The sequence below is a fragment of the Winogradskyella ludwigii genome, from assembly GCF_013403985.1.
In the GTDB taxonomy this organism is placed as follows: Bacteria; Bacteroidota; Bacteroidia; order Flavobacteriales; family Flavobacteriaceae; genus Winogradskyella; species Winogradskyella ludwigii.
Window position 1 is genome coordinate 392,776 of sequence record NZ_JABFDF010000004.1, and the last position, 26,289, is coordinate 419,064.

At 31.7% G+C, this 26,289-nt stretch carries 24 protein-coding genes; 7 read left to right on the forward strand and 17 right to left on the reverse strand.

Translation table 11 applies throughout. The annotated features are described in order from the left end of the window. Positions 1-49 precede the first annotated feature (49 nt). From HM981_RS12210 to miaA, 7 genes are all read left to right on the forward strand, one after another. Entirely contained in the window at positions 50-940 is an 891-nt protein-coding gene (locus HM981_RS12210; RefSeq protein ID WP_179339080.1) for a 3-hydroxyacyl-CoA dehydrogenase family protein, read from the forward strand. Between the two features lie 75 nt (positions 941-1,015). Then, a complete protein-coding gene (locus HM981_RS12215) occupies positions 1,016-2,254 on the forward strand; it encodes a DUF1015 domain-containing protein (protein WP_179339081.1) in 1,239 nt (412 codons plus the stop codon). Positions 2,255-2,295: 41 nt separating this feature from the next. After that, positions 2,296-2,958 carry a YggS family pyridoxal phosphate-dependent enzyme gene (locus tag HM981_RS12220; protein WP_179339082.1) on the forward strand — a complete coding sequence of 221 codons (663 nt, stop codon included), beginning with the start codon at positions 2,296-2,298 and terminating at the stop codon, positions 2,956-2,958. A 55-nt stretch (positions 2,959-3,013) separates the two neighbouring features. Next, complete coding sequence (locus HM981_RS12225; protein WP_179339146.1) at positions 3,014-4,384, forward strand: exonuclease domain-containing protein; 1,371 nt, start codon at positions 3,014-3,016, stop codon at positions 4,382-4,384. Continuing rightward, positions 4,384-6,330: a DUF3857 domain-containing protein gene (locus HM981_RS12230; RefSeq protein ID WP_179339083.1), complete on the forward strand. Its 1,947-nt coding sequence runs from the start codon at positions 4,384-4,386 to the stop codon at positions 6,328-6,330. The genes HM981_RS12225 and HM981_RS12230 overlap by 1 nt, the downstream gene beginning before the upstream one ends. Positions 6,331-6,356: 26 nt before the next feature. Further along, on the forward strand, positions 6,357-7,247 hold the full coding sequence (locus HM981_RS12235; protein ID WP_179339084.1) for an ion transporter: 891 nt from the start codon (positions 6,357-6,359) through the stop codon (positions 7,245-7,247). Positions 7,248-7,262: 15 nt separating this feature from the next. Beyond that, positions 7,263-8,180, forward strand: coding sequence for a tRNA (adenosine(37)-N6)-dimethylallyltransferase MiaA (gene miaA / locus HM981_RS12240; RefSeq protein ID WP_179339085.1), 918 nt, complete (start codon positions 7,263-7,265; stop codon positions 8,178-8,180). A 27-nt stretch (positions 8,181-8,207) separates the two neighbouring features. Here the strand turns inward: miaA and HM981_RS17495 are convergent, their stop codons facing one another. From HM981_RS17495 to HM981_RS12320, 17 genes are all read right to left on the reverse strand, one after another. Next, positions 8,208-8,495 (reverse strand): cytochrome c oxidase assembly factor Coa1 family protein, encoded by a 288-nt coding sequence (locus HM981_RS17495; protein WP_317167178.1) that lies wholly within the window; start codon positions 8,493-8,495, stop codon positions 8,208-8,210. Then, positions 8,468-8,653: a hypothetical protein gene (locus HM981_RS17500; protein ID WP_246286233.1), complete on the reverse strand. Its 186-nt coding sequence runs from the start codon at positions 8,651-8,653 to the stop codon at positions 8,468-8,470. The genes HM981_RS17495 and HM981_RS17500 overlap by 28 nt, the downstream gene beginning before the upstream one ends. Positions 8,654-8,746: 93 nt before the next feature. Beyond that, positions 8,747-9,454, reverse strand: a complete 708-nt coding sequence (locus HM981_RS12250) for a response regulator transcription factor (RefSeq protein ID WP_179339086.1) — start codon at positions 9,452-9,454, stop codon at positions 8,747-8,749. A 9-nt stretch (positions 9,455-9,463) separates the two neighbouring features. Next, entirely contained in the window at positions 9,464-11,032 is a 1,569-nt protein-coding gene (locus tag HM981_RS12255; RefSeq protein ID WP_179339087.1) for a sensor histidine kinase, read from the reverse strand. A 72-nt stretch (positions 11,033-11,104) separates the two neighbouring features. Then, positions 11,105-11,692: a dephospho-CoA kinase gene (gene coaE / locus HM981_RS12260; protein WP_179339088.1), complete on the reverse strand. Its 588-nt coding sequence runs from the start codon at positions 11,690-11,692 to the stop codon at positions 11,105-11,107. A 124-nt stretch (positions 11,693-11,816) separates the two neighbouring features. After that, on the reverse strand, positions 11,817-12,779 hold the full coding sequence (locus HM981_RS12265; RefSeq protein WP_179339089.1) for a CdaR family protein: 963 nt from the start codon (positions 12,777-12,779) through the stop codon (positions 11,817-11,819). Next, the gene (locus HM981_RS12270) at positions 12,780-13,787 is read right to left on the reverse strand and encodes a glycosyltransferase (protein ID WP_179339090.1); all 1,008 of its coding nucleotides are present in this window, start codon (positions 13,785-13,787) and stop codon (positions 12,780-12,782) included. Positions 13,788-13,944: 157 nt separating this feature from the next. After that, positions 13,945-16,578 (reverse strand): T9SS type A sorting domain-containing protein, encoded by a 2,634-nt coding sequence (locus HM981_RS12275; protein WP_179339091.1) that lies wholly within the window; start codon positions 16,576-16,578, stop codon positions 13,945-13,947. 241 nt (positions 16,579-16,819) lie between these two features. Beyond that, on the reverse strand, positions 16,820-18,529 hold the full coding sequence (locus tag HM981_RS12280) for a T9SS type A sorting domain-containing protein (RefSeq protein ID WP_179339092.1): 1,710 nt from the start codon (positions 18,527-18,529) through the stop codon (positions 16,820-16,822). A 234-nt stretch (positions 18,530-18,763) separates the two neighbouring features. Then, positions 18,764-19,582, reverse strand: a complete 819-nt coding sequence (locus tag HM981_RS12285; RefSeq protein WP_179339093.1) for an enoyl-ACP reductase FabI — start codon at positions 19,580-19,582, stop codon at positions 18,764-18,766. Between the two features lie 45 nt (positions 19,583-19,627). Further along, positions 19,628-21,280 (reverse strand): DNA repair protein RecN, encoded by a 1,653-nt coding sequence (gene recN, locus HM981_RS12290; RefSeq protein ID WP_179339094.1) that lies wholly within the window; start codon positions 21,278-21,280, stop codon positions 19,628-19,630. A 199-nt stretch (positions 21,281-21,479) separates the two neighbouring features. Further along, positions 21,480-22,367, reverse strand: a complete 888-nt coding sequence (gene porD / locus HM981_RS12295; protein ID WP_179339095.1) for a type IX secretion system protein PorD — start codon at positions 22,365-22,367, stop codon at positions 21,480-21,482. Beyond that, on the reverse strand, positions 22,360-23,571 hold the full coding sequence (gene coaBC, locus HM981_RS12300) for a bifunctional phosphopantothenoylcysteine decarboxylase/phosphopantothenate--cysteine ligase CoaBC (protein ID WP_179339096.1): 1,212 nt from the start codon (positions 23,569-23,571) through the stop codon (positions 22,360-22,362). The genes porD and coaBC overlap by 8 nt, the downstream gene beginning before the upstream one ends. A 23-nt stretch (positions 23,572-23,594) precedes the next feature. Beyond that, positions 23,595-23,921, reverse strand: coding sequence for a DNA-directed RNA polymerase subunit omega (locus HM981_RS12305; RefSeq protein WP_179339097.1), 327 nt, complete (start codon positions 23,919-23,921; stop codon positions 23,595-23,597). A gap of 11 nt (positions 23,922-23,932) precedes the next feature. Continuing rightward, entirely contained in the window at positions 23,933-24,733 is an 801-nt protein-coding gene (locus tag HM981_RS12310; RefSeq protein ID WP_246286235.1) for an outer membrane protein assembly factor BamD, read from the reverse strand. A gap of 107 nt (positions 24,734-24,840) precedes the next feature. Then, entirely contained in the window at positions 24,841-25,725 is an 885-nt protein-coding gene (gene dapA / locus HM981_RS12315; protein WP_179339099.1) for a 4-hydroxy-tetrahydrodipicolinate synthase, read from the reverse strand. Further along, a complete protein-coding gene (locus HM981_RS12320; RefSeq protein WP_179339100.1) occupies positions 25,725-26,243 on the reverse strand; it encodes a DUF6913 domain-containing protein in 519 nt (172 codons plus the stop codon). Before HM981_RS12320 ends, dapA begins: the two co-directional genes overlap by 1 nt. Positions 26,244-26,289: the final 46 nt, after the last annotated feature.

A 26,289-nucleotide genomic window follows, 5' to 3' on the forward strand; every position in this document is an offset into this window, starting at 1 on the left:
CACGTAAGAATTCCTTCACTTTAGGAAGGCTAATTTGGGCTTTTTATTTATGAAAAACATAGCAGTTATAGGTGCAGGAACCATGGGAAATGGCATTGCTCACACGTTTGCACAATCAGGATTTAAAGTACAATTAATTGATATTAGCGACGCTTCGTTACAACGAGGCATGGATACCATTTCTAGAAATTTAGACAGAATGGTTGCTAAAGAACGCATAAGCGAAGCTGATAAGGCTGAAACCTTAGGAAATATTTCAACATTTACGAGTACAGAAGAAGGTGTTAAAAATGCCGATTTAGTTGTTGAAGCAGCGACTGAAAATTTAGATTTGAAACTAAAAATCTTCAAACAACTTGATGAGGTTTGTAATAAAAATACCATTTTAGCCACAAACACGTCTTCGATATCTATTACTCAAATTGCCGCAGTGACTTCTAGACCTGAAAAAGTTATAGGTATGCATTTTATGAATCCTGTTCCCATTATGAAATTAGTAGAAATCATTAGAGGCTATAGTACAAGTAATGAAGTGACTTCTATAATCATGGAATTATCTAAAACTTTAGGAAAAGTACCAACAGAAGTAAATGATTATCCTGGTTTTGTTGCCAACCGTATTTTAATGCCAATGATTAACGAATCTATTGAAACCCTTTATAACGGAGTTGCTGGTGTTGAAGAAATTGATACCGTTATGAAATTAGGAATGGCACATCCAATGGGTCCATTACAATTGGCCGATTTTATAGGTCTTGATGTTTGTTTGTCTATATTAAATGTGATGTATGATGGTTTTAAAAATCCAAAATACGCACCTTGTCCTCTATTGGTTAATATGGTTATGGCAGGAAAACTAGGTATAAAATCTGGAGAAGGTTTTTATGATTATGCTGAAAGCAGAAAAGCAGAGAAGGTTTCTAAGCAATTTTTGAAGTAAAAAATTTGGTTCTAGCGAATCCTGGTATTTAATTAAAGATTGCATCCTTTTTACGTTACACTTTATACTATTTTCATGATCAATGTCATTCCATTCAAAGCCGTAAAACCAACAAGAGCAATTGTTGGTCTTGTTGCTGCACGGCCTTATCAAAGTTATACTTTAGATGAGCGTGAATCTCGAATGGCTTATAATCCGTATAGTTTTCTTCATATTGTAAATCCTGGTTACAAATACGCTCAAGAAGTTAAAGGCGAAGAACGCTATCGTTTAGTTAAAAATAGATATTTAGAATTTAAAGAAGATGGTATTTTTATTCAAGATGAAAAACCATCATTTTATGTGTATAAAATTGTAAATAGACATGGACAAGTGTTTAGTGGCATTATTGCAGCAACAAGTGCTGAAGATTATGAAAATAATATCATAAAAAAACACGAAGACACCATTGCTAAACGTGAAGAAACGTTTAAAAGTTACTTGCAAACTGTTGGTTTTAATGCGGAGCCGGTTTTACTCACTTATCCTGATAATGCTACAATTGCAGAGATTATAACGGAAACTCAAAAAGGTTATGCAGAGTTTGAATTCACCATGACCTATAGAGATACCCATTATTTATGGAAAATAGATAATGAGGATACTATTGCAACGATTCAAAATGAATTTAAGCACATGGAAACTATTTATATCGCAGATGGTCATCATAGATCGTCATCATCTTACTTATTATACAAAGATGAAAAGGCGAAAAACCCAAATCATAATGGTAGTGAATCTTACAACTACTTTATGTCGTATTTAATTCCGGAATCTAGTTTAGTTATTCATGAATTTAATCGCTTAATTAAAGATTTAAATCATTTAACTAAGGAAGAATTTTTAATTCAACTTGATACGTCATTCCGAATTGAAAACAGAGGCTTGCTACCATATAGTCCATCAAAACCACATCATTTTAGTATGTATTTAGATGGTGAGTTTTATTCGCTTTATCTTCGTAAAACAGCTTATAAATTTAATACGGCGTTAGACCAATTAGATGCACAGTTGTTATATAAAACCATACTTCAACCTATTTTAGGTATTAATGATTTAAGAAAAGACAATAGAATTTCTTATGTTAATGGACAACACGAAATGATTACCATAAAAAGTAGCGTAGATAGTGGCGAATTTAAAGTTGGCTTTGGTATGTGTCCTTCAAACGTGCAACAAATGAAACAAATTGCAGATGAAGGCTTAACCATGCCACCAAAAAGCACGTATATTCTGCCTAAATTACGAAGCGGAATTACTATTTATGAATATTGAAAAGACGTTTAATCAAATGTCTTTTTAACAAAAAAATAAAAATGAGCATAGAACAAAATCTCAAACATATAAAATCTACTTTACCTAAAAACGTCACTTTAGTTGCGGTTTCAAAAACCAAACCGGTTAGTGATTTAATGGAAGCCTATACTGTTGGTCAGCGTATTTTTGGAGAAAACAAAATCCAAGAAATGGCAGAAAAGCATGACGTAATGCCAAAAGATATTGAGTGGCATATGATTGGTCATGTACAGCGCAATAAAGTGAAATACATGGCTGAATTTGTAAGTTTAATTCACGGAGTTGAAAGTTTTAAATTATTAAACGAAATTAACAAGCAAGCCAAAAAACATGATAGAATTATAGACTGTTTACTTCAAATTAAAATCGCTGAAGAAGATAGTAAATTCGGCATGTCTGCTGCTGATGCTTCTGCCCTTTTACAGTCTGATGAGTTTTCAGAATTAAAAAACATTAGCATTGTTGGTGTTATGGGAATGGCAACTTTTACAGATGATACAACTCAAATTGAAAAAGAATTCAAATTCCTAAATCACACATTTTCAGAACTTAAAACACTTCAACCAGAACTTAAAACTATAAGTATGGGAATGAGTGGAGATTACAAATTAGCAATTGACTGCGGAAGTACAATGGTTCGCGTTGGAAGTAGTATATTTGGAGTAAGGAATTATAGCAATTAGTTTTATTTATATTCCTTATTTTAAAGACTCTAATTAACCATAAAGCACAAATCACATTTACGCAATACTAGACATAGAAACCACTGGTGGGAAATTTAATGAAGAAGGCATCACCGAAATTGCAATCTACCAATTTGATGGTCGTAAGGTAACAGATCAATTTATCTCATTAGTTAATCCAGAGCGAGAAATTCAGCCATTTGTAGTGAATCTTACTGGTATTAATTCTAAAATGCTTGTAAATGCTCCGAAATTTTATGAGGTTGCTAAACGCATCGTAGAAATTACTGAAGATTGTATTATAGTGGCTCATAATTCGTCTTTTGACTATAGAATCCTTAAAACCGAATTTAAACGTCTAGGATTCCCTTTTAAAAGAAAAACATTGTGTACAGTAGAGCTTTCCCAAGAACTTATTCCTGATATGGAATCTTATAGTTTGGGGAAATTGACACGTGCTCTTGGTATTCCTATGAGCGATAGACATAGAGCTAACGGAGATGCAATGGCAACGGTTACTTTATTTAAGATGTTGCTTAATAAAGATTTAGACAAAATCATTGTTAAAGAAGCTATTAAAATTGAAAAGAAATCTAACATCGCTTCCAATCTTAGAACAATTATAGACGATTTACCTTCAGATACAGGAGTCTATTATATTCATAATGATGAAGGTGAAATTATTTACATTGGAAAAAGCAACAACATAAGAAAACGCATTACGCAACACTTTACAGGTACCAATTCTAAATCTCGTAAAATTCAGAGACTAGTTAGTACAGTGACTTATGATAAAACAGGAAGTGAATTAGCCGCATTATTAAAGGAAAGTGCTCAAATTAAGGTGAACAAACCTATTTTTAATAGAGCCTTACGAAGAACCATTTTTACACATGCACTCTACAGTTCTACAGATAAAAATGGCTATATAAATCTTTATATTGATAAGTCTAATAAAGACGAACAACCAATTACAACCTTTAATAATAGAGCAAGTGGAAAACACTTTATGTTTAAAGCTGTGGACACTTATAATTTATGCCAGAAACTTACAGATCTTTATGCTACAAAAACAAGTTGTTTTAAATATGATGTAAAAGAATGTTTAGGGGCTTGTGTAAATGAGGAACCTGCAGATGCTTACAATAAACGCGTACAATCACTTATAGAAAAATATAGCTATGAGAATAAAGACATGCTCATTATTGATAAAGGTCGTGATGTTCATGAAAAAAGTGTATTCTTAATTGAAAATGGCATATTTAAAGGCATGGGCTTTTTTAACTTAAATCATCAAATAAATAATAGAGCTATTCTTAAGTCTATCATTATTCCAATGGAAAATAATAGAGATACACAGCATATTATACAAAGTTATATGAGACGTAATAAGCGACTTAAAATTGTTGAATTAACAAAAGAATAATGAAATTAAAATTATTTATTATAACATTATTTATCTCGTTTATAGGCATATCTCAAGACTATAATATTGGAATGGAAGTGTTTCAAAGTGAGTTAGAATTAAATAGCTATAAAAAAGATTCAACAGCGGATGCTTTAGTTATATATGATTATGGGAATAGTTTTGTAGATAGTGAAACGTTTTGGCTAAGAGTACAAATAAAGCAAAAGGTTAAAATATTAAGATTAGATGGTTTAAATAAAGGTGAAATTGAAGTAAAATTATATAAAGGTAAATCTTCTACAGAAAAAATTGAAAATATAAAAGGCACAACGTACAATCTTGAAAATGGAAAAATGGTGAAGTCACAACTTTCAAAGAGTGCCATTTTTAGAGAAGAAAACGAAAAATATATCTTAGTTAAATTTGTTTTACCCAATGTAAAGGTTGGTAGTGTTTTAACCTACAGCTATGAAACCCAATCTCGATTCATGGCTAAATACCAACCTTGGTATTTTCAAGGATCAGATCCTGTTTTATACAGTGAATACAATACAAGTATTCCTGGGAATTATGATTATCATGTAAAATTAGTAGGCGAAATTCCATTAGCTGTAAATGAAGCCAAAATAAAACACAACTGCTTAGATGTTGGTAGAGGTGGCACTGCAGACTGCACAGTTAGTAGGTATGTTATGAAAGACATTCCTGCTTATAAATTAGAAGATTTTACGACAACGGCTCTTAACTATACAGCTAGAATTGAATATGAACTCAGTGTTGTTCAAGGTTTTGATGGAAGTGTAGATAAAATTACTAAAACATGGAAAGATACAGACCATGAATTAAAAGCAGATTCTGATTTTGGTAAACAAGTAAGTAAAAAAAGTCTTGTAAAAAATCTGCTTCCTATAGAAATAACTTCAATAGAAGATCCGCTAGAAAAAGCAAATGCTATATATCAATTTGTTCTAAAAAATTACAAATGGAATGGTAAATCTGAACGCTATGATGTTTCAATTAAAAAATTAATAAAAGAAAATATAGGAAGTACTTTTGAAATTAATTTACTCTTAGAAAATTTATTAGACAGTGAAGATTTTAAAGTCTTTCCTATATTAATGTCTACACGTAATAATGGTTTTATTACCAAATTATTCCCTGTACTTTCTGAGTATAATTATCTTATATTAAAAACAACAATAAATGACGAGGATTATTTTTTAGATGCTACAAGCCCATATCTAGCCTTTGGAGAGTTACCTTTTAAAGCGTTAAATCAATATGGACGACTAATTGATTTTGAAGATGGTAGTCATTGGGAAAATATTGCAGTTAAAGATTACTCGTTAAGTACACATCGCATTGAATTAACCGCTTTCGAAAAGGACGAATTTACAGGTAACGTCCAAAATAAATTTACAGGATACCATTCGCATAAGCCTAAGCAAGAATTCGATGAGAATCCTATTTCCTATTTAGAAAATCAAATTAATACTTATAACAACTTTACCATTGATAATCATGAGGTGAAAAATTTTGATAAAACGCAGTCAAGTTTTGAAGAAAAAATAGATATTTCTTTTGAACCCGAATATATTGGTAACAAAATCTACCTCAATCCTTTTCTTATTAAATTTTTTGAAGAGAATCCTTTTAAGCTTCAGGAAAGAACTTATCCCATCGATTTTGGATATAAAGATATCTACAACTACAATATAAAAATAAACCTTACTGATGGCTTAACAGTTAAACAAATTCCAGATGCCGTTAATGTTGTATTACCAAATAACTCTGGCATACTATTTTTTAATACTAAGCTTAACGAAAATGATCTTATACTATACTTTAAGGTTAAATTTAACTTGCCAATTTATGCACCAGAATATTATCCCTATTTAAAATCGTTTATGGATAAAGTTGTAGAGCTTCAAAACAACACTATTATTATTCTAGAAAAGCAATAATTTAAGTTTTTGTACTTTTAAAACCTATGGAATCAAATCAAAAACATAATTGGAAAACCAAACTTCATGAAGTAATCTATGAGGCAGATACTCCTAGAGGAAAACTTTTTGATGTTTTATTGTTAGTATTCATACTTCTAAGTATTGTTTTAGTGATGCTAGAAAGTGTTGTAAGCATAGATCGTGAATATCACAACCTCTTATATATTGGAGAATGGATAGTAACCATATTGTTTTCAATAGAATATATATTAAGAATAGTTACTGTAAAAAAACCATTCAAATATATCTTTAGCTTTTTTGGTGTCATTGATTTTTTATCAACGATACCAATGTATTTAACTTTTATGTTTGGAGGAGCTCAAGCTTTAGTAACACTCAGAGCATTACGTTTACTTAGAGTTTTTAGAATTCTAAAGTTAGCCAGATACTTAGGAGCTTCTAACCAACTTAAAGATTCAATAATTGCAAGTAGAGTAAAAATTATGGTTTTCTTATTCGCTGTAATGATTTCTTCTGTAATTTTTGGAACCATTATGTATTTAGTTGAAGGTGAAGCTAACGGTTTTGATAATATACCTAAAAGTGTGTATTGGTGTGTTGTAACCTTAACTACTGTTGGTTTTGGTGATATTGCGCCACAAACTCCGTTAGGGCAATTAATAACAACATTTATCATGATTTTAGGTTATGGCATTATTGCTGTACCAACCGGAATTGTATCTGCAGAATATGTTAAAAGTGGCCAAAAAGCTGATGAAGAAAATAAGAACTTAAAAGCGAATACAACTAAAGAACATTCTGCCAATGAGATTAAGATTCACTTAAATTCTCAACATTGTGGTAATTGTAATGTTTCTAATCATAGAGACAATTCTGACTTTTGTTATAATTGCGGACACCAACTCCATCATTAAATAGCTAATTTATACATGTCAAAAAGATTCACTCATAGTGTCATTGCTATTGTTGGTCCAACAGCTATCGGAAAAACTGCTTTAAGCATAAAACTAGCGCAACATTTTAATGCTGAAATTATTTCTGCTGATTCTCGTCAATTTTATAAAGAAATGAACATTGGTACTGCTGTACCTTCTATAGAAGAGTTAAATGGTGCGCCTCATCATTTTATTCAACATAAATCCATAAAAGAAACATTTACTGTTGGTGATTTTGAACGTGATGCTATTTCTAAAATTAAAGAATTACATCAAGATAACCCAACTGTAGTTATGGTTGGTGGTTCTGGTCTTTACGTAAAAGCAGTAACCAAAGGCTTGGATTATTTTCCTGAAGTAGATGCGAGTATTAGAACAAATCTTAACCTTCAACTAGAAAATGAAGGCTTAAACGTCTTACAAGAACAGCTAAAATCATTAGATCCTGAAGCTTATAAAACAATCGCTATAGATAATCCGAAACGTGTCATTAGAGCTTTAGAAATCTGTATAGGTTCAGGACAACCCTATTCTTCTTTTCTTACTAATCCTGAAAAAAATCGTGATTTTAAAACCATTTCTATTGGATTAAACGCAGATCGTGAAATTATCTACGATAGAATAAACCAGCGTGTAGATCTTATGATTGAAAACGGATTGTTAGATGAAGTAAAAGCACTCCATGAGCACAAACACCTTAATGCTTTAAATACGGTTGGTTACAAAGAATTGTTTCAATATTTTGAAGGCAACTGTACTTTAGAGTTTGCCATTTCTGAAATTAAAAAAAACACAAGACGTTTTGCAAAACGACAATTAACGTGGTTTAGAAAAGATGATTCTATAAATTGGTTTGATTATAAAACCGATGTTAAAGACATTATTACAGCTATAAGTGACCAAATAGAATAATATCTCTATGCCTTGTTATCACCAATTTTAGTCGTTATTGACGATTTCAATAGTTTGCTTATTTTCAGGTGGATTTTTTATTCGTACATTAATAATTTTGTACTCCCATTCTGTATTATTTTTAATAGCAGTGATATCCATTCTAGCATTGCCTTTAGTCCCTTTTAATCGGATTGAAGAATTTACCTTTTTATTTTCATTTGTATAATGAACTTCTCCTTCCAAAATAGCCAATTGATCTATGGGTTCTATTTCTCCGAGTAATTCTATAACTTTTGGATGAGATTTTAATTGACTAAGGCTTTTTGATACAATTCCTCATCTGTATAAGCCTGCGCTAAATCCCTACCAATTTTACCCATTCCAGAATACAAAACCATTGCAATTACTACTATGAAGAGCATGCTTGTTGTAACCAACCATTTCCAATTCCTTTTCCACCAGCTATTATTAGTAATTAGTTCGTTATTCATTCTTCTTCTATTTTCTTGATTTAGTTATATATTCTAAACTAAAAAAATCCAGCTCAAAGAACTGGATTTTTTATATTTATAATGTATTTAAACTTAGTCATTGTTAATTACTAATCTAAAACCTTCCCCATGAATGTTAAGTATTTCTACTTTTGGATCTGGTTTTAAATATTTACGCAATTTGGCGATGTATACATCCATACTTCTTGATGTAAAGTAATTATCGTCTCTCCAAATTTTAGTTAATGCCAATTCTCTTGGCATTAAATCGTTTTCATGTAACGCTAATAAACGTAATAATTCGTTTTCTTTTGGCGATAATTTTGAAGGATCTCCACCATCAAACTTTAAGAAACGTAATTTTGAATTAAGATCAAAACGACCAATCTTAAATTCAAATTGTTTACTATCTGCAACAGTATCTTTTGCTTTACGCTGCATTATAGCTTTTATTTTCATTAACAATACCTCACTATCAAAAGGCTTGTTAAGATAATCGTCTGCACCTACTTTATAACCTTTAAGTACATCTTCTTTCATAGCTTTCGCTGTTAAGAATACTATAGGCACATCTTCATTTTTTTCTCTAATCTCTTTGGCTAAAGTAAAACCATCTTTATAAGGCATCATAACGTCTAAGATACATAGATCATAATCGTCTTTTTTGAACTTCTCGAAACCTTCCATACCATTTTTAGCATGTACAACGTCGTAATCGTTCATCATTAAATAATCTTTTAAAACAGTTCCAAAATTTGGATCGTCTTCTACCAAAAGAATTTTTTTGTTTTGCTCTTCCATAATTCGTTTTTATGATATTAACGGCATCTTTATTATAAAAGTACTGCCTTTTCCTTTTTCACTTTCTACTGATATATGACCTTGATGATCATCTACTATTTTCTTTACATAAGCTAAACCAAGCCCATGCCCTTTTACATTGTGCACATTACCTGTATGTTCTCTATAAAACTTTTCAAACACACGTTTGGAAACCGCCTTGGACATTCCGTTACCTTGATCTACAACTTTTATAATAATATTATTTCCTGCGTTTTCTGTGTATACATCTATTTTTGGTGCCTCATCAGAATATTTAATCGCATTGTCTAATATGTTAACTATTACGTTTGTAAAATGTGTATCATTAGCAAGAATAGATGTTTGTTCAGCGTTTAAATGTGATTTCACGTAACCTTGTCTATCCTCTACAATTAATTCTACATGTGTAATTGCATCTTCTACTAAGTCGTGAGCATCTAACCGTTCCTTACTAATATTGAGTTCATTTTTATCTAATTTAGATATACGTAACACATTTTCTACTTGAGCATGCATACGTTTGTTTTCCTCTTTTATCATTCCTAAGTAACGTAACACCTTTTCTTTGTCACCAATAATCTTAGGGTTTTTAATAGAATCTAACGCCAGATTAATTGTTGCAATTGGCGTTTTAAACTCATGCGTCATGTTATTTATAAAATCCGTCTTAATTTGTGATATTTGACGCTGTCTAATAAGCTGATAAATAGCACTCGCATAAGCAAGAATTATAATACTTGTAAATACTATTGAAAGTATTATCATCCAAAAAATCGATGATATTAAGTACTTTTTTCTTTCAGGAAAATCTATCCATAGATTATAACTACTTTCGTTATTATTATCTAAAAACACCTTAACTCCATGAGCATTTGGTGACATTTCAAAATTTTGAGACTGTATTTTAGTAGCTAAATCATCATCGTAGATAGCAAATTCAAAATCAAGATCTATACCTTCTGTTTTTACCTCTTTTTTTAATAAGGCTTCAACTTGTTTAAGAGTAACTCGCTTATAAACGGGCTTATCTTTTAAAAGTGTTTTAAACGTGTCTTCGTATACTTGTAAATCTAAAGCACTTAGCGATGAGTATTCTCTTAATCTTGTTTCAGGATCTATTCTTCTAATCCCATCAATACTAGTATTGCTGTAAGTTTCCGTAACACGTTCACTATATAACTTACTAATATTAAAACTATCGGCATCAATTTCATTAAACAATGAAGGTACTTTAAATCGCTCTTCTAAAACCGTATTACGATGTACGATGGTTTTATTACTGATATCGTCTTCACTCGTGACAAATAATTGCTTAATTATAGCAGAATCTGCTTTGTTGTCTTTATTTAAATAAGGTTGAAGTTTCATGAAATATTCACGATACTCATAATCCTCAATAGCCTTAGACACGTAGCTTAACGAGCGTTTTACACTTAAGGTAAAATTGTTATTCTCATTCTCTAAACTATTGTTTATAAAAAATGATTGTACGAAAATAATACCAATGAGCGACAAACTCATTAGGACCACCAATAACACAAACAGCTTTTTACTCATCAGTCAAATTTAACATTTTAACATTTAGTATAAATTAGGTTTAACCTAACGTTAACAAAAGAAAGCTACTAATTATTGTTTTAATTTTTTAAGAAGTACATTATGGATTTTATAGGCCTGTTTTTTAGCCTCTTGCAAATCGTTGTTAGTAATAACAAAGTCCGATTGTTTTATTTTCTCTGCATCAGACCATTGATTTTTTATAATAGCCTTAACTTTTTCTATGGAAGTATGATCGCGATGCATAACGCGTTCTATTCTTAAATCTTCATCTGCAACAACGGTAATTATGTAATCGTATTGATCTTGAAGATTATTTTCAAATATAATGGCGACTTCTTTTATAACATATGCAGATTTTTGCTTTTTAAGCCAATGTTTAAAATGAGCTGCCACTTTTGGATGCACAATAGCATTCATCTTAGAAAGCAAACTCTTATTATTAAAAATTTTTGAAGCTAAATAAGGTCTATTTAATTCACCATCTTCATAAGCATCATCGCCAAACAATTGTATAAGTTTTCGTTTAATAACTTTTGAGCGGTTCATTAAAGCTTTTGCTTCATCATCTGCAATATATACAGCAACTCCAAAAGATTTAAAACACTCTAAGATGGTTGACTTACCACTACCTATTCCGCCTGTTAATCCTACAACCATATTATACCTGATTTATTTTAAAATGAATTATAAAGAATTTAAACTAGAGTGTACCTATACAAGGTATAAAATCTAAATATAATAGGCATAATTTACGTGAACTTTATTGCTACTGCTTAATATATTAAAGCTGAATAAAATCTATACGTTTTTGTTTGATGCTAATCCGTTTAATAGAATTTGGTTTTTTAACCACTTTTGGAATTAGATATGTTTGATGATCTTGTAAATTTGCATAATCACATTCTACCTTAAAATCTATTGGTTTTATGGCGTTATAATTTTCTAAATCTACGTAATAAGATAAGGTTACGGCTTTAGGAAAATAATTGATAATAATATTTTCTGGTTGATTGACAATCTCAATAGGCACTTCTATTATGCCTTCTGTAAAACGTTCTACATTACCAGAAACCGAAACAGCCTTAGGAAATACCTCTATATTATTATAATTAGAAATGTCCAGCTTTACAGATTTGTTAATATCATTTTTTATATCCGTAAGCACTAATTGTTCTGTTGTAATAGAATCAATTTTATTGACTTCAGCTGAAGAGCCAACAATTTTTACACTATCTATATTAAAATTAAAGTCTCCTTTTAAATCGTAACCTACAGCATAATTAATCGCTTTCTTAAACACTATTGGAACGGACTTTGACGCGCGCTTAGAATACGCAATCAAAACAGTATCTGGTAGTATAGAGACCAACTTATATGAATTACCTAATTGCTGTTCTATAAGGTATTTATGCTTTTTTACATCAAATACAAAATGACTCGATTTTAATGAGACATCACTATCGGCATCTATAATAAGTTCTTTTGAGGTATTAAAAATAAATGGTATCAACGAAAATCCTTTGGCTTCTACATAAGCCTTAATGTAGTTTGTAGAATCATTTTTCAATAAAATTTCATCATCTACATTAATTAAATTAATAGTTAATTTTATAGTTTGCTTATAGTCGTTAGAGAGTTTGGTGAAAATTAAAAATACAAATGCTACGATAAAAAATAAACTAAAGCGTTTAAAGTTTTTCTTTTTTAAATGATCTAGTATGTTCAAAGGCTTCTTAACTGTCATTTATAATTTAAAAAAAAGTTGAGGAAATGTTTTCTCTGGGTTTCGTTTTAATAAAACTAAATTAAACGTCGATTTTAAAAAGCCATAACCATAACCAAAAAATTGAATAACAATCGCTAATAAGGCTTGTAAGGCTACACTAAAACTTCGGTTTGAAATTAAAGCTAAAACAAAAGCTATTATAAAATATAATCCATAAAGATATAACATGAAATTAATTTGAAAAACAGCCATTAATATAGAAACGATTAAGCCTAAACTAAATACTGTAGGAAACCAATACACAATACTTCTAGAACTCGGATGCCATTGATTAAGAATAGGTCTCACCATACCAAACTTGGTCACTTGCTTATAAAACTTAGACCAAGATACACGACGTTTATGATACACATAAGCATCATTAATTAATGTGGTTTTAAAACCTAATTGATGTAAACGCAAAGATAAATCAGGATCTTCGCCTGGATGAATTTTACCAAATCCGCCTGACGCTAAAAATGCTTTTTTAGACAAACCCATATTAAAACTTCTGGGCTGAAAATCGTCAACCTTTTGCTTTCCTCCACGAATACCTCCTGTAGTAATAAACGAAGTCATTGCAAAATTAATCGCTTTTTGAAGGTCTGTAAACGAACTGTGTGCCGCATCTGGACCACCAAAACAATCGTAATACGACGTTGAAAGGAACTGTTTTACTTCTTTTAAATAATTAGAAGGTAACAATACATCAGAATCTAAAATAATAAAATAGTTGCCTTTTGCTTTTTGCATGCCGTAGTTTCTAGAATCTCCAGGACCTGTATTTCGTTTAAAATAATACGAAATATCAAGTTGATCTTTAAACTGGTTTACTATGCTTTCTGACGTTTCTGTAGAGCCATCTTCCACAATTACAATTTCATAATTATGTTCCCCTTCAAAATTTAAAAAACTCTCTAAGAGTTCATTAATCTCATCTGGCCGGTTATACACAGGAATAATAAAAGAAAAAGCACTGGTTTCCATAAGTGACAAAGGTAAATAAACCAATTGCAATTATAAACGGTCTGTTAGACTTAAATACGTGCAAAAATTATAAAAAATAAGATTCTAATTTTAGTTGCGTTTAAAACAAAAAAAAGCCGCTAAAGTAGCGGCTTTTAAAATTATGTATTGAGTAAGCTTATTGCTTAATCACTCTAATTGTTTCTGTAACATTAGCTATAGTAACTTTTACAAAGTAAGTTCCTGTTTGTAAGTTAGACATATCTAAATCACTAGCTAAGGTATTAGGCGTAGCTCTTAATACTTCTTGACCTAGCATATTATACATTGCCACCTGCTCAATTGTTTTTTGAGCGTTTAATGTTAATGTATTTTCAACTGGGTTAGGGAAATATGTGAACGCTGCTTTATTTTCAAAATCGCTAGTAGATAACGTAGTTTCTACAGTAATATCAAGAGTAGATGGACCACCTGCACTGTACCAAGCTCCAACTTGTATATAGTAGTTAGTACCAGCTACAGATGAAAAAGTTAATGCAACTGGGTTAGCAAATGGATCAATACTATAATCACATGATCCTAAAGTTATACCTGAACAGTCTTCACTTTCAAAAACTCCTATTTGAGAATCCTCATCAATTGAATCTACAGTAACAGTTAAATCTCCTCCATCTCCAACAATAGTATACCATACATCATTTCCAATAGTACCATTACATGACGTACCAGATGCACCTGTAGCGCCTAAGGTTGTACCTGAAACTGTTGTGCCTATTGTAAGTGCTACTGCTCCTGCACAATCATCATTTGCTGGAGGACAAACTGCTTGGGTCAAAGTTTCACTGTTTTGTAAACAAGTTACATCATTATCATCTGCGATAGTAATAACTACATCTGTAGCATTTGTATAAGGGCCAAATGTTAACGTAGTCATTGAAGTTGCTGTTTGTGCAACACTACCTTGATCGTCTGTTATTGTAATATCTGTCGCAGTTCCCATATCTGTAATATCTACTTCTATGTTAAAACCTCCACTTGTTTCACAATCACTAACTACACTATATGTTGCTGTTGCATTAGTACATGTAGGTGGTCCTTCACAAGATACATCTAAAGTATATTCTCCTGCATTAGCAAGGTAACCATGAACTAATACGTAATACTCTGTTCCAACAATTGTTGTAACAGTAAGTAAGGAAGTTGTTCCTGTTACTCCATCATCATTTCCATCAACACATACCAAAGCTTCACAAGCTCCTTCAAATACTCTAATTTTAGTATCAAATGTTGAATTACTTAAATCTAATGTTACGCTATCTCCAATACTACCTGAAGCAGCACCTGCATCATCAGAATTAGTACCTGTAAATTTATACCAAACAGCACCACCTGTTCCTGCAGTTGTAGTACAAGTTCCTGGATCATTAGTCTCTGGTAATGCAAATGTTGTGTTTCCAACATACTGTCCACCACATACTATTGTTTCTGCATCTACACATTCATCGTTTGCTACAGGTAAAGGCGCTGTAATTGATAATACTCCAGAAACATAGGTTGTTCCATCCCAAGCATCACCATTACTACCATCTGCTAAAATACCGCCATAAGTAAAAGGTCCTTCATTAAATTTATAACGTGTTGCATAATAATAAGTCCCTTCATCTAAACCAAGATTCTGCATAGCTAGATTATATTCATCATTATTACCGTTTTCCCCAAAAAATGTAGCCACTTCCCAAGTCCAATCTTCTGTAGAAGGATCTGTATCTGTTGCACTATAACCAATCCAAACCTCTACTCCTGCAGCTGCCTCTCCAACCGTTGTATCTGTTAAACCTTCTTCATAAAATTGCGCATAAACCATTTGATCTGTCATTTCGCTTAAAGGAAACGTTAATGTCGCAGGCCATTGTAAGTTATAATAATCTAGAGTATTTGAATCTACAGGACATGAATCTAAAACGGAATCTAAAACCACATCACATAAAGCATCATTTTCATTTTCAAGTGTTAAGGTTACCGGAGTACTTATAGGAAAAGGACCTACTGTTACCTCTCCTGTTGCAGTTACCGTTGTAGAGGCTACACCTGCATCATTAGTAATTTCAAGATTTGTAGAATCTCCTAAATCTGTTACGTCTACCAAAATAGAAAATTGAGAATTATCACAATCTTCAACTAGTGTTGCTGTACCTGCTGCTGAAACACATATTGCAGTTATTCCGTTCATAGTAATATTACCAATATACGGAGTTAACACACCCACTAATGGTGCTAAAGGGTCAGAATTAGCGCCATCACTCATTTGTCTTAGCGTTCTATTAGAACCAACGTCTGTACCAATCAATACATCAGAAGAATCTTCATAACCAGCTTCGTTAGCATCTAAGGCAACTATTAAATTATCAGTTCCGTTGTAGCTAAATGGAGCATTAAAAGTGAAAGTAATTGTAGTACCTGATTTTGTCAAACTTCCATTAGTCATAACTTGAGTTAGTGTAGATACATCCACCCAATCTTCTGTAGAATCAAAAACGGTCTTAGTTGTATGGCCTATCCATAAATCGATCATATCATCAGAATTATCAATAGCTTCTGTATCTGCCATTTCAAAAGAAATAGATGTTATGTCACCAACTGAATTTATCTCTGAAGCTAAATAAATAGATTGCGCATAAGAATATCCATAATAAGGATTAATAGGATATGTGTTGAAAGCACTAGTGTACGTACCATCACCTACCTGAACTTGTGCATTGGATTGCATAGTAAAAGCAATCAACACTAGAAATAGTAATGTAATTTTTTTCATAATATTAGTATGTTAGTTAGTTATTCATTAAAAATATGTTAATAATTCATAATTATATACGAACTCCCTCCCAAAATCGTTTAAGGGTAAAAAAGCACGACTAATGCAGTCCTTCAATTTTCTTGTTAATTACACTCTTTTTTATTTATCCAACCTCTAATATAACTTCATGATTTAACAGAATTTGAAACAAAAAAAAGCCGCTAAAATAGCGGCTTTTAAAATTATGTATTGAGTAAGCTTATTGCTTAATCACTCTAATTGTTTCTGTAACGTTAGCTATAGTAACTTTAACAAAGTAAGTTCCTGTTTGTAAGTTAGACATATCTAAATCACTAGCTAAAGCATTAGGCGTAGCTCTTAATACTTCTTGACCTAGCATATTATACATTGCCACCTGCTCAATTGTTTTTTGAGCGTTTAATGTTAATGTATTTTTTACTGGGTTAGGGTAGTATGTGAAAGCTGCTTCGTTTTCTAAAGTATCAGCAGAAAGTGTTGCATCTACAGAAATAGTAAAATCACCTTCTGTTCTGTCTGTACTTACAGCAGCAACTCCATCATTCCAAACACGCACTAAATAAGTAGTACCTGAGGTTAAACCTGTAAGAAGTAAAGTCTCACCAGCATTTGCATCAGAACATCCTATCTGTAAAGATTGCTCTTCTACCTCGTCATATAAAGAACAATCATTTTCATATACTGCAACATTAGCTTGATCTGCAGCACCTAAAGATGTAGTTACTGTCATTGCATCAGCTATTGCTTCAAATGTATACCATACATCTACAATAGTAGCAAAAGTATTTTCACAACTTGGGTTGTCATCTGAAACATTTACCGTTGCACCAACGGTTGTACCTGCTGTTGGTGTAGATATTGTTAATGCTTCTGCATTTGCACACAAATCATTTGCGGGTGCTACTGCTTGAGTAACACAAGTTATTGTCATATCATAGTCACCAACACTTGTAAAGTTATAACCTTCAACAGTGATATAATATGTAGTACTTCCATCAGATGGGAATGTTAAATATGATCTTGTGCCTAATGTACAATTCGCTGTACCACCATCATCATTTGCAGCAACCAATGTAAGGTTACCAGAAGTACCTGTATATACTAATACAGAAGAGTCATAACTAGATCCACATAAATCTATTGTAATATCTTCGGCAGTACCAGATCCCGTATAAGAGAACCATACGTTTGGTGCATCTAAATCTGCTCCACCTCCATCTTCTGCATCATCTTCATCTAAAGTTGCTTCATTTGTAGCACCTGTGTAATTTCCACCACAAGCTACGGCTGTTGCATTGGCAAAATCATCATTTGCTGGTGGACAGGTATATTCAAATACTCCAACAGTAAAACTACACGGAGTTTCTAATGCTTCTGAATCAATAGTTACAGATTCCCCAGAAAGATAAGGACCTACTACAACTGTTCCAACTACAACAGGGTAAGTTGTTACTCCATCATTAAAAACAGTCCCTGCGTCTCCAGCATCCGAAACTTCGATTTCTATTGAAAATGTTCCATCTACAGCACAATTATCAATAATGGTGGTGCTATCTACAATAGCTGCGTTACAAGTAACACAAATTACAGTGTAAGCTTCAGCAAGATCTTCATCATCAGCGCTTGCAACTACATTAGAAACGTTATTAAATATAGAATATGAAGTCTCATAAGAAAATAATCCTGTATCATTGTATACTGTAGTAATTAACTGACCATCTGTAACTCCTGGTAGGCTAAAAGTAGCCGCCGAACCATCATCCAAAGTAATATCGTCTAAAACAACAACACCATCTATAAGAACATCTAAGGTATTACCGTTCCAACCATCACCATATGAATCATAAAGTGTGATAGAGTGATCACATTGCGCATTCATTGTAAAACTTAGCAAAATGCTAGTTAAAAATAATAAAGTAATTTTTTTCATAAAATAAATTTTAAGTTAGTTATTCTTTAAAAATATGTTAAATCTTTAGAATATAATTAGCTTTAACAACAGAATCGTTTAAATACAAATATAAACGACAAAAACCACTGATTTATTCTTGTAAGTATTTTCGAACAATAGAATATGATGCCTAAATTAAATTTAAGGCAAAAAAAAGCTCTTACATTAAGATAATGTAAAAGCTTAGATAATTAAAAGTAAAGTGATTACGTGTTATTGCTTCTCTACAAAAGTTTCTAGAACCACATCACTAACACCCATATTACTAAATCCTCCATCATTATATAGATTTTGAAGTGTTACACGTTTTGTTAAGTCACTAAATAAGGTAACCGTGTAATTAGCACAATCCATGGCTGTAGCGTTACCTAAAGGAGACATTTTTTCTGCATAAGCAATAAAGCCATCAAAGCCTTTAACACCTGTACCAGCTGTTGTTGGTGTTGGCGATTGTGAAATGGTATTAACACGTACTTTTTTATCTCTACCAAAGAAATAACCAAAACTACGCGCTACACTTTCTAAATACGCTTTGTTATCTGCCATATCATTATAATCTGGAAACACACGTTGCGCTGCCATATAAGTTAAGGCTACAATACTTCCCCATTCATTCATAGCATCTGCTTTGTAAAGCGTCTGCATTACTTTATGGAAAGACATCGCAGAAACATCAGTTCCTTTTTGAGTCCAAGCGTAATTTTGATCCGTATAATGTTTTCCTTTCCTTACATTAATAGACATCCCAATAGAATGTAATACAAAATCTATTTTGCCTCCTAATATCTCCATAGACTGTGCTACTAAATTCTGTAAATCTTCTTCTGAAGTTGCATCTGCAGGAATAATCTGTGAGCCTGTTTTCTTAGCCAGTTCGTCAATCTGCCCCATTCGTATAGAAACTGGAGCATTAGTAAGTACAAAGGTTCCTCCTTCTTCGTGAACGCGTTCTGCTGTTTTCCATGCTATAGAATTCTCGTCTAAAGCACCAAATATAATTCCTCGTTTTCCTTTTAATAAATTGTATGACATGGTTGTTTATTGTTGTTGGTTAAAGGCTGTAAAACCTTGAACTTTTTAATTCAATAATTGTTTGGCGTGTTCTCTTGCAGAATCTGTAATAGTTAAACCACCTAACATTTGTGCGATTTCTATAACACGTTCTTCTTCGTTTAGCTTCTTTAACTGTGTATGTGTGATATTATCAACATCAGTTTTAAACACTTTAAAATGTGAATTGCCTTTAGCTGCAATCTGAGGTAAATGCGTAATTGTAAAGACTTGCATCTTACCACTCATTTGCTTCATAATTTCACCCATTTTATTTGAGATTTCTCCTGAAACTCCAGTATCAATTTCATCGAACATGATGGATGGTAACTGTATGTATTCCGCCAAAATAGATTTAATCGCTAACATGATACGTGAGAGTTCTCCACCTGAAGCTGATTTCTTAAGTTCATTAAAACTTGAGCCCTTATTAGCCATAAATAAAAACTGTAAACTGTCTTTACCATTTTTAACAAAATGATCTGTTGGTTCTAACTGAACCTTAAATTTAGCATTAGGCATCCCTAAATCTAAAAGTACAGCCTCTAACTTAGACACAAAAACTGGAATTACTTTTTTTCTATTCTTATGAATCTTTAAAGCTATTTGATTTAATTTTTCGCTAGCCTTTAATATGTCTTGTTCTTTATCAAGTATTGATTGATCTAAACTTTCAGTATTATTAATTTTAGATTGTAAATCGTTTTTAATTCCTATTAAATCTTCAATTTCTGAAACAGAATGCTTTTGAAATAAATTATTTACAATTTGAAGTTGGCTATTAATTCTATCTAACTCCTGTGGATCTGTAGATAGATTCTCCTCAAGGTTATCAATTTCAATTAAAATATCGTCTAATTCTATACCAACACTAATGATACGTTCTTTTAAAGTTTCATATGGTTTTCCGAAACTTGAAATTTTAGATAATTCTTGTTTTGCAGAATTTAATTGATCTATAGTTCCTACTCCTTCGCTACTTAATAGTTCTTTGGTGCTGCTTAACTTTTCTCCAATAATTTCTACATTATTAAGTTCCTCATATTGGGACTCTAAGTCTTCAAGGTTAATTTTTTCTAATTTGATTTCATTTAATTCCTTAGACAGAAATAGATTGTAATCGTACTCTTTTATCAATTCAGCTTTAGATAATTTTAATCCTTCTAAGGATTTTTGAAGGGTTTTAAAAACTACTAATTGCTTAGAAAACACCTCTAAATTAGACTTGTTTTCTGCCAAGGCATCTATGACCTTAAACTGATAATCGTCTTGAGTTAACTGTTGTGTTTGATGCTGCGAATGTATATCTATAAGAAAACTACTTAATGCGACTAAACTCTCTAAGGTTACTGGAGTATCATTGATGAAGGCTCTAGATTTTCCGGAAGGTAATATCTCCCTTCTAATGATGGTTTGTACATCGTAGTCTAAATCTAAGGTTTTAAATAGTGATTCTAGATCGTAACTCGCAATATCGAAAACAGCTTCGATAATACATTTCTCTCCTGCACTTTTCACCTGACTTAAGTCGGCACGTTTTCCTAAAACTAAAGACAGACCACCTAACAAGATGGACTTACCAGCACCTGTTTCACCGGTAATAATAGTTAATCCATTATTAAATGTTACGTTTAACTCATCTATGAGTGCGTAATTTTTTATGTGAAGTGATGTTAGCAATTGTCTATAATTTATTAAACAAAATTAAGTTTTTACGGATTAGTAATATGAAAATACATAGAAAATATTTGAGAACTATAAACCTAAAAAACATAGGCATGTTTAAAACAAAAATCTATTGACTTAAATGGCATTGTGGAAGGAATAACCTATTACAATAAAAGATTAAGAATCTATTGAAACTAAATATTTAAAAAAGTTAATATTTAATATTTCTCCATTTTTGAGAATACATAGGAGCAATTCGGTTTAAAACCTCTTGAATTTCTATAATGTTAACCGTTGGTCCGCCAGAAAGAACATCAGTAATTTCGTCTGCTTTAGCATCAAAAAACACACGCATTAAATAAGAATTAGGTCTTACACTATGTACTTTTTTTAAATCATCTAATGCAGAGATAATTTGAGACTTCCCTTCTTTTGCACTTTCACTCATAATATCCATACCTTGAATATGATATTTATACATCGTAGATCTTATACCTTTATATGATGGTGACATTAAATTATTAATTAGAGCAAAACGCGATTGTAAGCCGTCTTCTAATTTCCAACCTTGACCACTAACTTGTTGCGAATAGTTAGCTATAGTTTGTGCTTGGCTAAAATAATCGTTACCTCCGTTTAGTTCAAATGAATCTGCATCCATACCTAAAATCATGTATACATGAAATGACAATACTGAGATTAAATTAGATTCGAATTGTCCTTTATTAAATACTAAATTTTGAAATTCTACATATTCAAAATTAAAACTCTTGTCATTATAATTATAAACTGGTGAGCTGTAAGTAGAGTTATAAATAGGTCTTGAAGATGACACCTGAAGTGTCGCTGAAAAGAAATTATTATTTTGCTGTGTTACATTAATAACCATACTGCAATTAATACGCTCGGTCTGTCTAAAACTTTTATTTGTCCATTTGGTGTTATTAATGAACTCGGTAAGTTGATTTCCTAAGGTTTTAAAAATAACATCATTTTCGTTTCCTGTTTGTTGTGCTATTACATTTACAGTACAGTTTAATTCTTGCGAAAAAGTAGCCGTAGATACTAAAAAAGCCAATAAGAGAAATAAGTTACGCATGCGTTTGTTTTAGTATAAGTTGCATTAAATCATGAGCAACATCTGCTTTAGATTTTAATTCGTTTTCAATAATGTCGTTAGACGATGTTATAAAAGTAACTTTATTTGTTGATACACCAAAACCTGCTCCTTTATCTCGTAAAGAATTTAAAACAATAAGATCTAAATTCTTAGATTCTAATTTCCCTTTGGCATGTTCTAATTCGTTATTGGTTTCAAGAGCAAAACCCACTAAAAATTGATTTGTTTTAATAGCACCAAGAGACTTTAAAATATCTTTTGTCTTTTCTAACTCAATAGTTAACGTTGTATCCTTCTTTTTTATTTTCTGATCTGCAACATTCTTAGGTTTATAATCTGCAACTGCTGCAGAAAGAATAGCAATATCTGTAGTGTTAAAATGTTTATGAACTTCTGTATACATCTCTTCTGCACTAACCACAGGTTTAACCGACACGAAATTATGCACTATTTTTTGATGTGTTGGACCTGTAACTAAAATAACCTCAGCACCTAAGTTAGACGCTGCTTTTGCTATTTCAAATCCCATTTTCCCACTAGAGTGATTACCAATAAAACGCACTGGATCTATAGCTTCGTAAGTAGGACCTGCTGTAATTAGAACGCGCTTACCTTTAAGTGGTAATTGATCTAAAACATCATTTTCAATATAACTAAGGATAGCTTCTGGTTCTGCCATACGACCTTCTCCTACTAGACCACTAGCGAGTTCGCCTGTACCTGCAGGAATCATTTTGTTTCCGTAAGATTCTAGTTTTTTGAAAGATGTTTTGGTAGACTCATGCTTGTACATATCTAAATCCATAGCAGGAGCAAAATATACAGGACATTTAGCAGAAAGGTAAGTAGCCAAAAGAATGTTATCACAAACACCATTGGCCATTTTTGCCATCGTATTGGCTGTGGCTGGAGCAATAATAAAGTAGTCTGCCCAAAGCCCTAAATCAACATGATTGTTCCATACCGCGTTATCGTTTTCTTCATCTATAAAAGAAGAATAAACTGGGTTTTTTGATAAAGTAGAAAGTGTAAGTGGAGTTATAAAATCCTTAGAAGCAGGTGTCATAACGACTTTAATGTTGGCACCTGCTTTTATGAATAATCTGACTAAACTAGCAGATTTATATGCGGCAATACCAGCAGTGATGCCTAATAAAATATTCTTATTTTTTAGAATAGACATTAAATTGGTATTAGTGTGTTTAATTATGGCTGAGGATCGTCAGTATTTCTGTGATAGATTTTGTTATCTAACCATTCTTGAACAGCTAAAGCATGTGGCTTTGGTAATTTTTCGTAAAACTTAGACACTTCAATTTGTTCTTTGTTTTCAAAAATTTCCTCAAGACTGTCGTTGTATGTAGCAAACTCTTCTAGTTTATCTACTAACTCACGTCTGATATCTGTGTTAATTTGCTCTGCACGTCTAGAAATTACAGAAATAGCTTCATAGATATTATCTGTTGCTGCATCAATTTCATTTCTATCGTAAGTAATTGTACTTACTGGTGCGTCTGTATTTTTTAAATCCATCGTTGTAATGTTTAACTTTTAGTAGTAAACGTATTTAATTGTTGTTGTAATTCTTCATTCATAATAGTAGCATCTCCCATATATTCTGAATTTGGATATGCTTTTTGTAACGCCTTAAAATAAGATATAGCTTCTTTAACACGCTCTTCTTTCAAGTAGTTAACACTTCTAATTGATAGGTTGTAAGCAGAATCAAATCTATAATAAAAAGCTTCACTTCTTAAAGTAGCACCTGGAAACTCAAGCAAGAAATTATTAAACGATTTAATTGAAGCTTTATATTCACTAATTAAATTGTATTGTTTTGCTATTTCAAATGCTTTTTTCTCTAATTTAAAATCTAATTCTTTTACTAACTCATTTGCTTCTGTAAGGTATTCCGAATTTGGATACTGATTAACAAAAAGTTGTAATTTCTCTATAGCTTCAATGGTTTCTTTCTGTTCCTTAGAATACACAGGAGAATTAAAATAATATCCCTTTGCTGCTAAAAACGAAGCTTCTTCAATTTTTTCACTTTGAGGATAAACGTCTGTAAATTTATCAAAGTGATAGCTTGCAATATAATAGTCTTTCAATTGAAAAGAACACATAGCGTGCATGAACGTTATTTTTTCGGCCTGTGGTTTTCCTCTATATTTTTGTAGAATCTGGTCTAACAGTCTATAAGATTTATTCCACTTTCCAGCATCGTAAAGTTCAGTAGCCATTTCAAATTTTGCTGCAGTATCTTCAGATTTTAATGTTTTCTGAAAGTCACTACACGAAATAAATAGAATACTGATAAGTAGTATGTAAAGTCCTCTCTTCATAAATTTTAAACAGAATGCAAAAGTAAGCATTATTAACGGATTTTAAAAACAAATTATTCAGCTAAAATAAGTGTTGTTTTAAGGCTGAAAACCAATTTGTATAAAGTTTAACTTTTTCCGAGTGTTTTTAATTCATCTTTTATCGCCATTTTCAACTCATTAGTCGCTTCTACAAGTGGTAAACGCACATACGATTTTGAAATATCTAAAGCCGCTAAAACCGCTTTAATTCCTGCAGGATTGTTTTCAGAAAAAATGAGTCCTGTAATTGGCATTAATTTAAAATGTATGTCATAGGCTTCTTTAGCTTTCCGAGCAATTCCTAAACGTATCATTTCAGAAAACTCTTTAGGTAAGGCTTGTCCAATTACCGAAATTACACCAGATCCTCCGGCTAATGCGACTCCTAAAGCTAAATCGTCGTCACCAGAAAGTATTAGGAAATCTTTAGGCTTAGTTCTTAACAACTCTAAATATTGATGCACATTATTCCCTGCTTCTTTGACAGCAACTATATTTTTAAAGTCTTTTGCTAACCTCAATGTTGTTTCTGGCGACATATTAGAAGACGTACGGCCAGGAACGTTATATAAGATAATTGGCTTTGGCGATACTTCTGCAATAGCTTTAAAATGCTGATAAATTCCTTCTTGTGTAGGTTTGCTATAATATGGCGATACAGATAAAATACCATCGATTCCAGAAAAGTCCGTCGCTTTTATTTCTTCTATAACCTTAGCTGTATTGTTACCACCAATACCTAATACTAATGGAAGTCTATCTTTATTTACTTTAATTATAAATGCAATAAGTTCCTTTTTCTCTTCTGGTGTCACAGTAACGCTTTCTCCTGTGGTACCACTTATTACTAAATAGTCTGTACCATTAGCAATATTATACTCAACTAAACGCTCTAATGCATCAAAATCGATACTTAAATCTGCGTTAAAAGGCGTAATTAACGCAACTCCTGTTCCTATAAATTTAGTCATTATAATTTTTTTAAAATATTTAAGTATTTCTTTAATTCTTGTTTAAAAATGTTAATATCCTTTAGACTAACATCTATTATTAAATCGTATAAACGCTCATCCTCTGTAGATATTCCAACTTTAAAATTAGCTTTAGATGCCGCTGTTATAAGATCTAATTGCAAAACGGGATTCTTATAAAAGCAAATGAGCATATCATAAGGCTCATCAATAAAAGCAGCCAAATCTAGGTTTTTTATTTTGCCTTTCCATCCAAAGTCTTTTGGACTAAAATGCACATTCCATTTATTATGCTCTAGCTTATCATCTAAGGTAAATGCTGCAATCTCATGCTTTGGAGATAACAAACCTAGCTCTTTAAAATAAGCTCTAAACACTTCAAATTCATAAAATTCGCTTGTATTTAGTAGAACGGCTACGGTCTTTATTTTATCATTATTAACCTTAGATTGACGTATAGCCAACAAATTGTTAACATATTTTCGATTAGATTTTTCTTTAAATGCTTTTAAAATCATTTACCTTTAGCCTTTGTGCAAATTTAATAAAAGCACTCATAATTTT

Bases quoted from the DNA above. Each gene is read 5' to 3' on its own strand.
- HM981_RS12210 (WP_179339080.1), top strand. From the start codon at position 50: ATGAAAAACATAGCAGTTATAGGTGCAGGAACCATGGGAAATGGCATT.
- HM981_RS12215 (WP_179339081.1), top strand. From the start codon at position 1,016: ATGATCAATGTCATTCCATTCAAAGCCGTAAAACCAACAAGAGCAATT.
- HM981_RS12220 (WP_179339082.1), top strand. From the start codon at position 2,296: ATGAGCATAGAACAAAATCTCAAACATATAAAATCTACTTTACCTAAA.
- HM981_RS12230 (WP_179339083.1), top strand. From the start codon at position 4,384: ATGAAATTAAAATTATTTATTATAACATTATTTATCTCGTTTATAGGC.
- HM981_RS12235 (WP_179339084.1), top strand. From the start codon at position 6,357: ATGGAATCAAATCAAAAACATAATTGGAAAACCAAACTTCATGAAGTA.
- miaA (WP_179339085.1), top strand. From the start codon at position 7,263: ATGTCAAAAAGATTCACTCATAGTGTCATTGCTATTGTTGGTCCAACA.
- HM981_RS17500 (WP_246286233.1), bottom strand. From the start codon at position 8,653: ATGAATAACGAACTAATTACTAATAATAGCTGGTGGAAAAGGAATTGG.
- HM981_RS12250 (WP_179339086.1), bottom strand. From the start codon at position 9,454: ATGGAAGAGCAAAACAAAAAAATTCTTTTGGTAGAAGACGATCCAAAT.
- HM981_RS12255 (WP_179339087.1), bottom strand. From the start codon at position 11,032: ATGAGTAAAAAGCTGTTTGTGTTATTGGTGGTCCTAATGAGTTTGTCG.
- coaE (WP_179339088.1), bottom strand. From the start codon at position 11,692: ATGGTTGTAGGATTAACAGGCGGAATAGGTAGTGGTAAGTCAACCATC.
- HM981_RS12265 (WP_179339089.1), bottom strand. From the start codon at position 12,779: ATGACAGTTAAGAAGCCTTTGAACATACTAGATCATTTAAAAAAGAAA.
- HM981_RS12270 (WP_179339090.1), bottom strand. From the start codon at position 13,787: ATGGAAACCAGTGCTTTTTCTTTTATTATTCCTGTGTATAACCGGCCA.
- HM981_RS12275 (WP_179339091.1), bottom strand. From the start codon at position 16,578: ATGAAAAAAATTACATTACTATTTCTAGTGTTGATTGCTTTTACTATG.
- HM981_RS12280 (WP_179339092.1), bottom strand. From the start codon at position 18,529: ATGAAAAAAATTACTTTATTATTTTTAACTAGCATTTTGCTAAGTTTT.
- HM981_RS12285 (WP_179339093.1), bottom strand. From the start codon at position 19,582: ATGTCATACAATTTATTAAAAGGAAAACGAGGAATTATATTTGGTGCT.
- porD (WP_179339095.1), bottom strand. From the start codon at position 22,367: ATGCGTAACTTATTTCTCTTATTGGCTTTTTTAGTATCTACGGCTACT.
- coaBC (WP_179339096.1), bottom strand. From the start codon at position 23,571: ATGTCTATTCTAAAAAATAAGAATATTTTATTAGGCATCACTGCTGGT.
- HM981_RS12305 (WP_179339097.1), bottom strand. From the start codon at position 23,921: ATGGATTTAAAAAATACAGACGCACCAGTAAGTACAATTACTTACGAT.
- HM981_RS12310 (WP_246286235.1), bottom strand. From the start codon at position 24,733: ATGAAGAGAGGACTTTACATACTACTTATCAGTATTCTATTTATTTCG.
- dapA (WP_179339099.1), bottom strand. From the start codon at position 25,725: ATGACTAAATTTATAGGAACAGGAGTTGCGTTAATTACGCCTTTTAAC.
- HM981_RS12320 (WP_179339100.1), bottom strand. From the start codon at position 26,243: ATGATTTTAAAAGCATTTAAAGAAAAATCTAATCGAAAATATGTTAAC.